At 64.5% G+C, this 12,282-nt stretch carries 12 protein-coding genes; 8 read left to right on the plus strand and 4 right to left on the minus strand.

Going from position 1 to position 12,282, the window contains the following annotated elements; translation table 11 throughout:
- Window positions 1–151: 151 nt before the first annotated feature.
- Window positions 152–1,435 carry a cation:proton antiporter domain-containing protein gene (locus tag GR328_RS22315; RefSeq protein WP_160887781.1) on the plus strand — a complete coding sequence of 428 codons (1,284 nt, stop codon included), beginning with the start codon at window positions 152–154 and terminating at the stop codon, window positions 1,433–1,435.
- On the opposite strand, the gene GR328_RS22320 is transcribed toward GR328_RS22315, so the two are convergent.
- Window positions 1,385–1,696: a metal-sensitive transcriptional regulator gene (locus tag GR328_RS22320; RefSeq protein WP_160887782.1), complete on the minus strand. Its 312-nt coding sequence runs from the start codon at window positions 1,694–1,696 to the stop codon at window positions 1,385–1,387. The genes GR328_RS22315 and GR328_RS22320 overlap by 51 nt on opposite strands.
- Window positions 1,697–2,079: 383 nt before the next feature.
- Between GR328_RS22320 and GR328_RS22325 the strand changes: the two genes are divergently transcribed.
- Window positions 2,080–2,484 (plus strand): four-helix bundle copper-binding protein, encoded by a 405-nt coding sequence (locus GR328_RS22325; protein ID WP_160887858.1) that lies wholly within the window; start codon window positions 2,080–2,082, stop codon window positions 2,482–2,484.
- Window positions 2,451–3,149: an MFS transporter gene (locus GR328_RS22330; protein WP_246216035.1), complete on the plus strand. Its 699-nt coding sequence runs from the start codon at window positions 2,451–2,453 to the stop codon at window positions 3,147–3,149. Before GR328_RS22325 ends, GR328_RS22330 begins: the two co-directional genes overlap by 34 nt.
- Window positions 3,150–3,156: 7 nt before the next feature.
- Here the strand turns inward: GR328_RS22330 and GR328_RS22335 are convergent, their stop codons facing one another.
- Window positions 3,157–3,447, minus strand: a complete 291-nt coding sequence (locus GR328_RS22335) for a hypothetical protein (RefSeq protein WP_160887784.1) — start codon at window positions 3,445–3,447, stop codon at window positions 3,157–3,159.
- A 42-nt stretch (window positions 3,448–3,489) separates the two neighbouring features.
- Between GR328_RS22335 and GR328_RS22340 the strand changes: the two genes are divergently transcribed.
- Window positions 3,490–4,158, plus strand: coding sequence for a DsbA family oxidoreductase (locus GR328_RS22340; protein WP_160887786.1), 669 nt, complete (start codon window positions 3,490–3,492; stop codon window positions 4,156–4,158).
- 292 nt (window positions 4,159–4,450) lie between these two features.
- On the opposite strand, the gene GR328_RS22345 is transcribed toward GR328_RS22340, so the two are convergent.
- Window positions 4,451–7,024, minus strand: coding sequence for an EAL domain-containing protein (locus tag GR328_RS22345; protein WP_160887788.1), 2,574 nt, complete (start codon window positions 7,022–7,024; stop codon window positions 4,451–4,453).
- Between the two features lie 649 nt (window positions 7,025–7,673).
- Between GR328_RS22345 and GR328_RS22350 the strand changes: the two genes are divergently transcribed.
- The 3 genes from GR328_RS22350 (at window position 7,674) to tyrS (ending at window position 10,624) form a co-directional block, all read left to right on the plus strand.
- Window positions 7,674–8,276, plus strand: coding sequence for a PAS domain-containing protein (locus tag GR328_RS22350; RefSeq protein ID WP_160887790.1), 603 nt, complete (start codon window positions 7,674–7,676; stop codon window positions 8,274–8,276).
- Window positions 8,277–8,366: 90 nt separating this feature from the next.
- Window positions 8,367–8,774 carry a hypothetical protein gene (locus tag GR328_RS27690; protein WP_246216037.1) on the plus strand — a complete coding sequence of 136 codons (408 nt, stop codon included), beginning with the start codon at window positions 8,367–8,369 and terminating at the stop codon, window positions 8,772–8,774.
- A gap of 599 nt (window positions 8,775–9,373) precedes the next feature.
- Window positions 9,374–10,624 (plus strand): tyrosine--tRNA ligase, encoded by a 1,251-nt coding sequence (tyrS, locus tag GR328_RS22360; protein WP_160887792.1) that lies wholly within the window; start codon window positions 9,374–9,376, stop codon window positions 10,622–10,624.
- 67 nt (window positions 10,625–10,691) lie between these two features.
- On the opposite strand, the gene GR328_RS22365 is transcribed toward tyrS, so the two are convergent.
- Window positions 10,692–11,141: a PACE efflux transporter gene (locus GR328_RS22365; protein WP_160887794.1), complete on the minus strand. Its 450-nt coding sequence runs from the start codon at window positions 11,139–11,141 to the stop codon at window positions 10,692–10,694.
- Window positions 11,142–11,732: 591 nt separating this feature from the next.
- On the opposite strand from GR328_RS22365, the gene GR328_RS28380 reads away from it, so the two are divergent.
- Entirely contained in the window at window positions 11,733–12,170 is a 438-nt protein-coding gene (locus tag GR328_RS28380) for a redoxin domain-containing protein (RefSeq protein WP_160887796.1), read from the plus strand.
- Window positions 12,171–12,282 lie beyond the last annotated feature (112 nt).

The raw sequence follows: 12,282 nt of genomic DNA on the forward strand, positions 1-12,282 counted from the left end.
TGGGCTTCCTTCGGAACATCGCCCAGGCTGCACAGGTTAAGCTCGTCAGTAGGCTCCTGCTTCCGCTCCCGAGGAAGAACACCATGCGCATCCAGCCGACGATCACGACCTATCCCAACATGCAGGCCAGCACCGCCGCTCGGCTCTCCTGATGAACAACTTCAACACTGTCGTTGCTCTCCTCGGGGGAGCGATCCTGATCCTCGGGCTTGGCTCCAAGTGGCTGTCCCGCAGCCCTCTTCCCCCGACCCTGCTGGCTCTCGTCGTCGGGGTACTCGTCGGCCCCGCGGTTTTCAATCTCATCGATCCCGAGGTGCTGGGCGACCGTCCTTCCCTCATGGAGAGAGCCGCCCGCCTGACGCTGGGCATCGGGCTTTTGGGCGTGGCGCTGCGCATTCCTCGCTCCTATCCGCGCCGCAACTGGCGTGAGATGCTGGTGCTGATCAGCCTCGGCATGGTTCTGATGTGGGCGATCAGCACGACCTTGGTTTTCCTCTTCCTTGGGGTGCCGTTCTGGATGGCCGCCCTGATTGGCGCCATCATCACTCCTACCGATCCTGTGGCCGCAAGCCCAATCGTCGCCGGCGAGCTGGCGGAGGAGAACATCCCCAAGCCCGTCCGCCACGCCATCTCCTTCGAGTCGGGGGCCAATGACGGGTTGGGCTATGTCTTTGTCTTTCTGCCCTTCCTCCTGCTTACTCTCCCGACCAGAGAGGCCCTCTCCCACTGGTTAACGAAGTCGCTGCTGTGGGATGTCGGTGTGGCCACACTTGCTGGCCTCGCGCTCGGCTACGTCGCGGCCAAGCTCTTGCAGCTGGCCGAGCGGCGCGATGCGATCACGAGCGAATGGCGCTTGGTCTACACGGTGGCGCTTGCTCTGCTTGCCGTGGGCGCGGGGCGGCTGATCAAGAGCGACGAGGTGCTGCTCGTCTTCGCCGCCGGCGCTACGTTCACACAGGTCATCAGCCAATCAGACCGGGAGAACGAAGAGCATGGGCAGGAGGCGGTGAACCGCTTCTTTGCCATCCCGATCTTCATCCTGCTGGGAACAGTTCTTCCGTGGCGAGGATGGTTCGAACTGGGCTGGAGCGGGCTGCTGCTTGTTGCCGCCGTTCTTCTCCTACGCCGCCCTCCCGTGGTTTTTCTCCTGCGCCCGCTCCTTCGGGACATTCGCACCACGTCCGAAGCCCTGTTCGTGGGCTGGTTTGGGCCCATCGCCGTGGCTGCGATCTACTATGCCTCGCTGATGGAGCATCGAACAGGGGAGCCGGTGATCTGGCACGCAGTGAGCCTCGTGATCTGCGGATCGGTCGTGGCGCACGGCGTCACGGGAGCGCCATTCACCAAAGCTCTCGGGCGCAGGCTCAGCCGGCAGGAGCGGACCTCAGGCATTCCGCCGAAGAACGTCCATGAGGCGCATGACCTCGCGCGCTAGGCGCTGACGCTCGTCCTCGGGCAGATCAGCGGACAGGCTCGCCTCGACACACGCCTTCAGGTGATCCCGCAGCATGTCGACCTGAACGCGGCGCAGCGCGGCAACCGCAGCGTTGATCTGGTTCACCACATCGCCGCAGTAGCGGCTCCCCTCAATCATCTGCTGAAGACCGCGCACCTGTCCCTCGATGCGACGCAGGCGTGGAAGCTGACGCCTGTGATCGACGGCGACACCGCCGTGGCTCTCCTCCGGTCCGGACATGATGCAGTGGCACCTCTTTGTCCGTTAACGCGCCAACCCGGGACCAGGGTCAGGAACAATACCCTCCCCCTGTATGTTGCCCTGGCGACGGCACCACGCGCCTCGCGCTCGGTGCGGTCGAACCGAAGCAGTGACGCACTCTCACCAAACCAGGAGGAGCAATCCTCCGGGGGAGCAAAGCCATGAGCCGGCCCTGGCGCCGCCCGTCATCCCTCATGCCGAGCCGTGACGGCTTTCCAACCAAGGTGCTCCTGGGCGCCCTCGCCGGTGCCCTCGCCGGAGCCGCCGCAGTCGCCATCTGGGGCAGCGGCTCACACGCAGCCAACGGCTCCCGACAGAGCCCAAGCCGCGAACGGAACACTCGCAACTCAAGGAGAGCGACCATGCATGCACAGCAGATGATCAGCACGCACCCGCACGTGAAGGGCAACACCAACGATGCTCTCATCCGTTGCATCGAGGAGTGCTATTCCTGCGCTCAGGCCTGCACATCCTGCGCCGACGCCTGCCTTGGCGAAGACATGGTGAACCAACTCACCCAGTGCATCAGGCTGAACCTCGACTGTGCTGACGTTTGCGCCGCCACCGGATCTATAGCCACTCGCCGGACCGGCTCGAACGAGGAGGTCATCCGCCGCATGCTGGAGGCCTGCGCTGTCGCCTGCCGCCTTTGCGGCGAGGAGTGTGAGCGCCATGCCGGCATGCACGAGCATTGCCGCATCTGCGCGGAGTCCTGCCGCCGTTGCGAGCGGGCATGCCGGGAAGCCCTCAGCAGCATGGCCCACTGATCAAGCCGCTGGTCGCCACCGGATCCCAAGAGCTGTGGACCGCGAATGAGAGCACTGCTGGAACGTCGGGATGGGTTGCCGCCTGCCCCGTACCGCGATCAAGAGAAACACGTACAGTCCCCGACGACCGAACACTCCCGACTCGAGCAGGAAGCTCGCCAAGTGTCGTGGGGGTAACGCTCGGCGCGTTCAATCTTGCGTTCGCGGCTGCCTCGCTGGGCTATGGCTATCTCCGAGGCCGGATCGGGATCCTCGGAGGGTTCGCTCTCGGCTTCGGTCTCATGGCCGTGGGCTATGGCATCATTGCGGCCGCGGCGTCCCATGCCTTCGTCCTGACCGGACTGGTCGCCACGGGTGCGGGCATGGGCTGCATCATGCCGGATCTCATGGCGGGAGCCATGACGCTTGCCCCACCGTCGGTACGCGGGGGTGTCGCAGGCGGGCTGACGGCCAGCATCCTTCTGGGGCAGTTCCTGTCCCCGCTGGCCAGCCAGCCCTGGGTCGGCTGGTTCGGCTATGGCACGGCCTTCCGTGACATGGGCCCGCTCCTCGGGCTCGCACCGCTTCTGGCGGTCCTCGTGGCCGTGAGGTCACTCATTCTCCCTCGGCGAACGGGCGAACGACCCATTGGCACTCTGGACCTGGACCGGAGTCCGGGAAAATGAAACATACTCAGATGAGAGGTTTACCGTCGCCCGGGGGAACGAACTCGCAGCGCTGCAAGCCGCGCATCGTGATGCGGATCCTATGCAGTTGGAATGTAGCGTCCTCGTGTCCGATGATCCCTGAAGGAGTGATCCAGAATCCGTAGGCCGAACCAGTTGCCTTGGCGGCGGTCAAGCCGTGACGTTGCTGATCCAGCCTGGTTGAGTTGCGCGGCGGAAACCTAAATGGCTGGCGGTCCTTGCTGCCGAATGCCGGTTTTGTTCGCCTGGACGTCTCGACACTGTGGTAGCTCAGCATTCCTGCGACTCACCATTTCCGCGAACATCAACGAGCAGCGACATGACCCAGCACCTGAAGATCGACTTCGTTTCCGACGTTGCCTGCCCATGGTGCGTCATTGGCCTGCGCGGGCTTGAGCAGGCGCTTGCCGATGCTGCGGACGCGGTGGAGGCTGACATCACCTTCCACCCGTTCGAACTCAATCCGGGAATGCCCGCAGCCGGGCAGAACCTCGTGGAGCATATCGCGGAGAAGTACGGCTCCACGGCAGAGCAATCGGCCGCCAGTCGCGCGATGATCCGATCGCGCGGGGCCGAGATTGGCTTCACCTTCAACATGACGGAGGAGAGCCGGATCTACAACACGTTTGACGCCCACCGCCTGCTGCACTGGGCGGGGACCGTAGGGTGCCAGCGGGAGTTGAAGCACTCCCTGTTCAAGGCGAACTTCACGGATGGCGCGAACGTGTCGGACCATGAGGTGCTGGTCGATGCGGCGGTCGCGGCCGGGCTCGATGGGAATGAGGCGCGCGAGGTGCTGGCATCGGGGCGCTATGCCGAGGCGGTCCGCGATGCCGAGCGGGAATGGATCTCCCGTGGCATCCGCTCGGTTCCGGCCATCGTCATCAACGAAACATGGTTGATCTCCGGTGGCCAGCCGGCTGGTGCCTTCGAGCAGATGCTGCGCGGCATAGCCGCCGAAATCGGACAAGCCTCAGCCAACGCTTGACCACGCAGGAGCTCAAGCGGTGTTGGGGGGACACAGACGATACCGGAGGTCAGAATAGAGCTAGGCAAGGGACCCTGCCCTTTGGAGCGTCTGCTTCACGCCCATAAGCTGACCAAGGTCCGAGATGTGCCACGAGGAGACCTAGGTATCGCCCCCAATGCGGGCCCACTTCTGGGATCGAGTCCGATGCTCCACTCTATGAAGAGCGGGTCGTGAAATGCGGAAAACCGGGTCCACTTTTCCGCAGGATGCGCCCGGCTGAATGGCATAAAGCGCCCTCCTAAGAGTGAAACTATTTCGACGACATGATGAACCGTGGAACATCGGCGGCGGGCATTGGGCGTCCGAGGTGATACCCCTGCACCAAGCGACAGCCGTATTCCTGGAGGAGCGACGCTTGGGCGGCGGTCTCGACCCCTTCGGCAACCACTTCGATGCCGAGGCTGCCAGCCAGGCCTAGAACGCCCCTGACGATGGCTGAATCGCCCGCGTCCTCTGTCAGGTTGCTCACGAACGATTGGTCGATCTTGATCACGTCCACGGGAAACCGTTTCAGATGCGTCAGCGAGGCATAGCCGGTGCCGAAATCATCGAGGGCAATGGTCACGCCGGCGGCACTCAGGGTCCGCAGCGCCCGCTCCACGACCTCGGCCCCGGAGCCAAGAAACACGCTTTCGGTCACCTCCACCTCGACACAACTCGTCGGGATCCTTGCCCAGCCGAGTTCCTCGAGCACCCGTTCGGCATAGTCGTCTCGGCGAAATTCGACGGCGGAGGTGTTGATCGCGATCCGGCCGAACTCGAGGCCGGCATCGAGCCAGCCACGCACATCCCGGAGGATGCAGAAGCGCATGCGCTCCCCGATGACAATGCCGAGATCTGGATCATCGAACGCGGGCGCAATCGTTGCAGGAGATTGGACTCCCCTGCGGGGGTGATGCCATCGCAGGAGGGCCTCGAAGCCCCCGATTTGACCGGAGGCGGGCGCCATCTTGGGCTGGTAGAATGGCTCGATCCACCCGAACGTGACCGCCTTGCGGGCAATCCCGAACGCCGACTGGGTCCTCCGTGTTTCCTCCCGCATGGCCGGGGTGAACAGCTTGAACTCACCGCGTCGGTCGGCCTTTGCATGATACAGTGCAAGATCCGCCTGTTTCAGGACTTCCCTCATGCCTGGGCCTGACCCGGCACAGATGGCCCCGCCGATGCTGACGCGGCAGTCGAGGGACTTGCCGCCGCGCCGGAGCGGCTCTCGCATCTTGGCCAGGATGGCCTCGGCCATTGCGGCGACCTCGGCCTCGCCCTCGACCTCGGCCAGGACTACGGCGAACTCATCGCCGCCTACGCGGGCCACCGTGTCGGCTGGCCGAGTGGTGCTGCACAGCCGCCTGGCGACCTCCTGCAACAGCGCGTCACCGGCATCATGGCCGAATCTGTCGTTGACCTGCTTGAGGTAATCGACATCGATGAACAGCAAGCCAACAATCGCCTGCGTGTGGGCGGCGGCGTCGACCGCCGCTTTGAGGCGCGCGTGAAGCATCCTCCGGTTGGGCAGCCCCGTCAGGTCGTCATGGTGGGCAGCCCAATGCAGGCGCGCCTCCGCTACCCTCCTGTCGTGGATGTCCTCCAGCGTGCCGTACCACCGGATGATCGCACCGCTGGCGTGGCGCCGGGCGGCCGCACGGGCGCGAAACCAACGGTAGCTTCCATCGGCCGTACGCACCCGGTAATCCGTATCAAAAGCTTCGCCTGTCGATAATGAATGTGACCACCGCTGCTGCGTTGGGGGCACGTCATCGGGATGGATGACCCGGATCCAGCCGCTACCAAGGGCCTCTTCGATGGGCATTCCCGTCACCCCAAACCACCGGGGGGAGGCCTCGACGATGTTGCCCTGGGGATCGGCCGCCCAGGGAATTTGCGGGTTCAGTTCGACGGAATGGCGATAGTGTTCCTCGCTCTCGCGCAGTTCCATTTCCTTCCGCTGGCGCTCGATGACCAGCGCCGCGAAGTGCAGCACGGTATCAATGCGCGCCATCTCGCTCGAAGTGGGGGTGCGTGGCTCGCCGTAGTAGAAGGCGAAGGTGCCCAGGACGTCACCGGAGCGCGCCAGCACGGGCCTGGACCAGCAGGCGCGCAGGCCATGGGACAGCGCAAGATCCCGCCAGTTCTCCCACAAGGGATCGGAGGCGATGTCGCTCGCGATGATCGCCCGCCGCTCGTGGGCCGCGGTCCCGCATGACCCGACTGCCGGTCCGATGATCAGTCCCTCGAGGGCGGCATTATAGGTGGCGGGGAGATTGGGAGCAGCTCCATGCCGGAGCGTGCGTTGATCCGGATCGAGGAGCAGAATGGAGCATCGTGCGCCGGACAACTGATCCTCCGCAAGATGGCATAACCCTTCCAGAACCTGCCCGAGCGGCCGGCCGGCGGCGGCCATTTCCAGCACTCGGGCGTGCCCCCGGTGGGCCAGTTCGGCCAGCGTTCGGTCATGGATGTCCTCGATCGTGCCGTACCAGCGCACAATGGCGCCGGTCCCGTCGCGCTGGGCGCCCGCACGGGTGCGATACCAGCGATAGTGGCCGTCGGTGTCTTGGAGCCGGTACTCGCACTGAAAGGGCTCCCCGGTGGCCAAGCTTACACGCCGGGTCTTGATGTAGCGCGGCACGTCATCAGGGTGGACAAGCCTCATCCAGCCGGTACCGAGCAACTGCTCATAGGATATGTCTGTCAGTTGCGCCCAGCCGGGGCCGATGCGGAGAATGTTGCCGTCGGGGTCCGAGACCCAGGGGATCTGCTGACTCAGCTCGACCGCATAGCGGTAGAGCGCTTCGCTTTCCTGCAAAGCAGAACCGGGCGCTGCCACTTGATCTTTGTCAAGGCAAACACCTGCTTGTACAGACACTGTGCAATTGCTCGATTTCATTTTTGCGGGTTGGGCATCCGACAATACAAGGGAGGAATCTCCTTGGCCGACTTTGCCTCACCTGTCGATTAGGGCGAATGGTCTACCAGACGGCACTGATGTTCGACTGCGGTTATCCCGAGCAAAAACCGTTTCGCCGCTCCCGCCGCAAGCTGGACCATTCTATGCGGGAGCCTTTTCGGCAAAGCAATACGGGTGCCACTTGCGCCATGAACCAAGAGGGCCAGCAATGACTGACGATGAGGTGGAGGCAGTCGCCCAAGCCATTGCGGGGGCCAGGAACTCGTCCTTGGCAGGCGATCGGAACCGGCTTCCATAGACGTGTCCGAGCAGCACCGGATACTCGCCCGGTTAGCCATCGTCACGCTGGAACAATGCTGCTTTTCCAGAGAAACAACCGCAGCGGACGCATCGTGCGACGAGGTCGCGACAGAATGCCCCAGCGAAGACTAAGGGCAGGAAGCACGACCATTGACGAACCCAAACTTCTGTCGAGATCCTATTCACATCTCAGGCTACCTACCTATTTTGGGTAGGGCTTAATCATTCCGCAAGAGGCTGGACGCTGCTTGAACGGTCGGAGGCCCCCATGGCGAAGGATGAAGTCGAAGCGGTGGCCAAGGCATTCTACGACGTGCAGGATGCCGTGCGCGACTGGGACCGCGAGCCGGAGGCGCTGAAGGAAAGATTTCGGCGCGATGCCCACGCTGCCATCGAGGCACTTGATGAGCACAGGGAGGTCACGGCCTCCCGCAAGATCAGCTCCCTTGTGGTGGCGGAGGAGCTTGGCCGCGCACGTGACCTTCTCATGAACTCACAGGAGGTCAGCGTCATGTCGATCCCTACCTTCAGGGCGTTCAGGTCGGTTCTGCAAGGCCCAGAATTTACCTTTGTCGCCGCCAACGACCCGTACTTCAGGCTCGTCGGCAGCCGGGAGCTTGTGGGACTGCCGGTCCGGCAAGCGCTCCCGGAGCTAAGGGGACAAGGCTACTACGAACTTCTGTCGCATGTGTACCAGACCAGAAAGCCGTTCGTCGGCCGCATGATGCCGATCATGTTCCGGCCCAAGCCGGGCGACGCACTCGAGGAGCACATCATCGATTTCGTCTACCGGCCGATCGAGGATGCTGAGGGACGTGTTACCGGCCTCTTCGTTGAGGGATACGACAGAACAGAATGGGCGCGGTCGTAGCCCTCCGGCGGCCGGCCTCGATCGCCAGCTCTGGCACAGCCCGATGCGAAGACAAGCACACACCTCACCCGAGCTGATGACGAACCGGTTATGGCACCGTTGGAGGGACTTGCCACCACTCCGAAGGCGGCCAAGCAGGCAGACTGCCTGGCAGAGGAGGTCGTGGCAGCGATCCTGAAACGTCGCCAGTCCTTCTTCGGTCGAAGGTCGGACACACGTGGCTACTTGTCGGTGCTGGTGAATGTGGAGGAGACCCGGTCGGCGGTGCGCTGCCTGGATCACGGCGCCCCTACCTTCGCCAAGGGCGCATCGCTGGAAGATCCGTCACGCCTCTTCAACGCCAGCCTTGACGGCAACACGAGGCGTGCCACCGACATTCGCGAAGGCGTCGGGATCGATGAAGGGGCGTTGAAGAGGCGCCTTCGCGCCGACGTGACCATCAACATGTCCTCAGGCGCGAAGCGGCCAAAACGGATGTCGACGCGTGCCGGTGCTTGAGCGAAACGGAGACGGGAATGGCGACGAGCCAGAGGGTCTGGATGGGTTCTCACGCCCCGGAGCCGAGTGCGCCCGGCTCCGGGGACGAGGTAACACGCAACGGGAGTGAAGGGTCAATGGGCGAGCGGCGTCCCGTTCGGCATCCACGGAGGCACCCTCCTTCCGCATCACCTTCCACAGTCAGAGCCGGGCCCGTCCGGGCATCCCCCTGCGAAGAGCACGCGCTTGACCGGAACGGGATCACCGGTGCAAGGCCGGGGAGGACGTGGGTGGGTGTGGCGATGACATTCCCCTGCGCGCCCCTGCACGTCATTCGACCGGCTCGCTTCCGCGCAGCTCCGGCAAGGGGATCACGCAAGGTGAGCGTGGCGGCATCCGTTCCGCCGCGTTCGGTTTGCATTGACCCGGCCGGTGCGAACCGGTAGATCTGGGGGCATGATCACCGGTCGCACCAGTTTCGTGAACTATTATACGCCGTCCCCATAGGGCGGCTCCGTTCGGTTGCGACCAAACGTTCGATGCCGCCGCTCTCCGGCGGCATCTTCATATGGTGATCAGGTCTCCGGGCAGCGGCTCCCGCCAAGCTCTAGGAGACAGATATGAGCACCCCGACATCCGAATTTCTGAAGACGCTGACGGAACGCGGCTTCATCCATCAATGCACCGATCTTGCAGGCCTCGATGGGAGGCTCTCGGCCGGCATCGTCCCAGCCTATGTCGGCTTCGACGCCACGGCGGACAGTCTGCATACGGGCCACCTGCTGCCGATCATGACCCTGCGCTGGCTCCAGAGGACGGGGCACAAGCCCGTCATCCTGATCGGGGGAGGAACCACGCGGATCGGCGATCCGAGCTTCCGTGACACCAGCCGTCCGCTGCTCGACGATGAGCAGATCGCAAAGAACATCGCTGGGCTGAAACAGGTCTTCTCGCGCTACCTCACGTTCGGTGATGGCCCGACCGATGCCGTGATGGTGGATAATGCCGACTGGCTCGACCCGCTGCGCTACCTGCCGTTCCTGCGCGATTTCGGCACCCATTTCACGATCAACCGGATGCTGAGCTTCGACAGCGTGCGTCAGAGGCTCGAGCGCGAGCAGCCGCTGACGCTGCTGGAGTTCAACTACATGGTGCTTCAGGCCTTCGACTTCCTGGAGCTGTCGCGCCGCCACGGATGCGCGCTGCAGATGGGCGGCTCGGATCAGTGGGGCAACATCATCAACGGCATCGAGCTCGCCCGGCGCATCGACCAGTGCCAGCTCTTCGGGCTCACCACGCCGCTTCTCACCACCTCGTCCGGTGCCAAGATGGGCAAGACCGCCGGCGGCGCCGTCTGGCTCAACGCGGACCGGCTGAGTCCCTATGAGTTCTGGCAGTTCTGGCGCAATACCGAGGACGACGACGTCGCGCGCTTCCTGCGCCTCTTCACCGAGCTGCCGCTCGAAGAAGCGCTGCGTCTCGGCAGACTTCAGGGCTCGGAGATCAACGAGGCGAAGCGGATCCTCGCCACCGAGGTGACCCGGCTCGCCCATGGAGACGAGGCGGCCCAGGCGGCAGAGGAGACCGCTCGCCGTACCTTCGCGGAGGGCGCGTCCCCCGAGGGGCTCCCAAGCATCGACCTGCCCCGGGCGGAGCTGGAGGCGGGCGTGCCCGTCGCGGCCCTGCTTCATCGCGCGGGGCTCGCCTCGTCGAAAAGCGAAGGGCGCCGCCTCATCAGGGGCGGAGGCGCCAAGCTGAACGGCGAGGCCGTCGGCGACGAGAATGCCGTCGCGACCATGGACGATCTGCGCAGCAATGCGCTGACCCTGGCGGCAGGGCGAAAAAGACACACCATCGTTCGCGTTGCGTGAGGCGCGCCCCTGCGAGGACCCCTCGCAGGGGTCCGTTCGGCGGAAGCGGAGAATTCGCGGCGGCCGCTCAGGAGGCGGCCGGTCCGGCGCGTGAGGCATCCTGCCAAGCGGGCAGCGGGAACACCCGGTCGTAGACCCAATTGAACACGAAAGCGTAGACCATGTAGAAAACGGCGAAGGCCACATCCATGAGGAAGGCCTGCTGGAGGCTGATTCCGAGATACCACGCGATGAGGGGCATCAGCACGATCAGCAGCCCCGCCTCGAACAGGACGGCGTGCAGGACACGGACGGGAACGCTCTTCCGTGTGCCGCCGGTCAGGCGCTGCATGGCCGCATCGAAGCCCAGGTTATAGACGTAGTTCCAGATCGTCGCGAGGGTCGCGGCGCCGGCCCCGACGACGCCCATATCGGCCACGGGCACACCAAAGGCCCACGCCGCGAGCGGCGTGACGAGGGCAAGGCCGACGAACTCGAACGTGATGGCGTGCCGGATCCGGTCACGGGTCGTGCGCATGGTTCAGTCCCCCAACGGGAAGGGCGGGTCGTCCCGCGGGAATGCCCAGATGGGGGAGGTCGTCCTCGCAGGGCATCCATATAGGAAGGCGGTGCTTTTCGGGCAAGCCGGCAGGCGCTCACGCGCGCGTGCCCGGCGGCTGGAGCGTCCTGCCGGAAGGAGGACGGAGAAGATCGCGGGCCGCCCTTAAGACCGCCTTACGCTGAATAGCGAGCCGGAATTTCCATGCCGCCCGTTTCCATGGGTCCCCTCATATTCGCCGGTGACCGCCTCGCGGCCATCGTCGGCACCGGCGTCCTCATGGTCGCGACGTCGATCCTGTCCCCCCCAACTGGATCGACGCCGCGGGCCATGGTCGACCTGGGCCCTCGTCACGGGCCCGATCGCCGCCCGTCCCGGCCATGTGCTCGAGAATGCCGCAGGCTTCGCAGTGGAGCCCTGGCGAATCTTCGCAGTGTGACAGGGCGGCTTCTCCTGGCCTTGGGGTGCCGCGGGGGTTGCGCTGATTTTGCTGGTCCTGGTGCGCACGCGCCGTGTCGCTACCGGAGCGGCCAGCGGCCTCGCCATTGCGGTGTTTACCTGGAACGTCCTGTGGCACCTGACCAACGCCACGACGTCCACGCCAATGCCGAACAGCAGGCTGGAGATCATCGGGGGAAGCGAGGCGCCTCCCTGACGGCGTTCGCCGGCAAGCCCGTGGTGGTGAGCCTGTGGGCGAGCGGGTGCCCGTCCTGCCGGCGCGAGATGCCGATGATGGCGGAGGCGGCCGCGGCACCGAAGGACGTCACGTACCTGTTCGTGGATCAGGGGGAACGGCGCGCGGCCATCGAGGCGTATCTCGCCAGCCAGAATCTCATGCTGCCGAACCTCCTCCTGGACTCTCGCCAGGACGTGGCACGCCACTATGCGATGCCCGGCCTGCCGGGGACGCTCTCCATCGGAGCTGACGGAAAGCTCCGCTCCACCCATGTCGGCGAGATCTCCCGCGAGGCTTTGGCGGCTGCAATCAGCCGTCTCGTTGCGGAATAGTCGCTGCGAAACAGACGATCCCATGGAGCGGCCAGAACAAGCGCACGGGGCGTGACGCTGTCATGCGACACCGGCATGAACATGCCGCCTCTTCAAGACTTACATATCGTCC

The organism is Microvirga makkahensis, from assembly GCF_009830105.1.
Taxonomy (GTDB): Bacteria; Pseudomonadota; Alphaproteobacteria; order Rhizobiales; family Beijerinckiaceae; genus Microvirga; species Microvirga makkahensis.

What these genes read in the sequence shown, in the direction of transcription:
- GR328_RS22340 (WP_160887786.1), top strand. Translation starts at nt 3,490, where the DNA reads ATGACCCAGCACCTGAAGATCGACTTCGTTTCCGACGTTGCCTGCCCA.
- tyrS (WP_160887792.1), top strand. Translation starts at nt 9,374, where the DNA reads ATGAGCACCCCGACATCCGAATTTCTGAAGACGCTGACGGAACGCGGC.
- GR328_RS22330 (WP_246216035.1), top strand. Translation starts at nt 2,451, where the DNA reads ATGCCGGGAAGCCCTCAGCAGCATGGCCCACTGATCAAGCCGCTGGTC.
- GR328_RS22365 (WP_160887794.1), bottom strand. Translation starts at nt 11,141, where the DNA reads ATGCGCACGACCCGTGACCGGATCCGGCACGCCATCACGTTCGAGTTC.
- GR328_RS22350 (WP_160887790.1), top strand. Translation starts at nt 7,674, where the DNA reads ATGGCGAAGGATGAAGTCGAAGCGGTGGCCAAGGCATTCTACGACGTG.
- GR328_RS22315 (WP_160887781.1), top strand. Translation starts at nt 152, where the DNA reads ATGAACAACTTCAACACTGTCGTTGCTCTCCTCGGGGGAGCGATCCTG.
- GR328_RS22320 (WP_160887782.1), bottom strand. Translation starts at nt 1,696, where the DNA reads ATGTCCGGACCGGAGGAGAGCCACGGCGGTGTCGCCGTCGATCACAGG.
- GR328_RS22335 (WP_160887784.1), bottom strand. Translation starts at nt 3,447, where the DNA reads ATGCTGAGCTACCACAGTGTCGAGACGTCCAGGCGAACAAAACCGGCA.
- GR328_RS27690 (WP_246216037.1), top strand. Translation starts at nt 8,367, where the DNA reads ATGGCACCGTTGGAGGGACTTGCCACCACTCCGAAGGCGGCCAAGCAG.
- GR328_RS22325 (WP_160887858.1), top strand. Translation starts at nt 2,080, where the DNA reads ATGCATGCACAGCAGATGATCAGCACGCACCCGCACGTGAAGGGCAAC.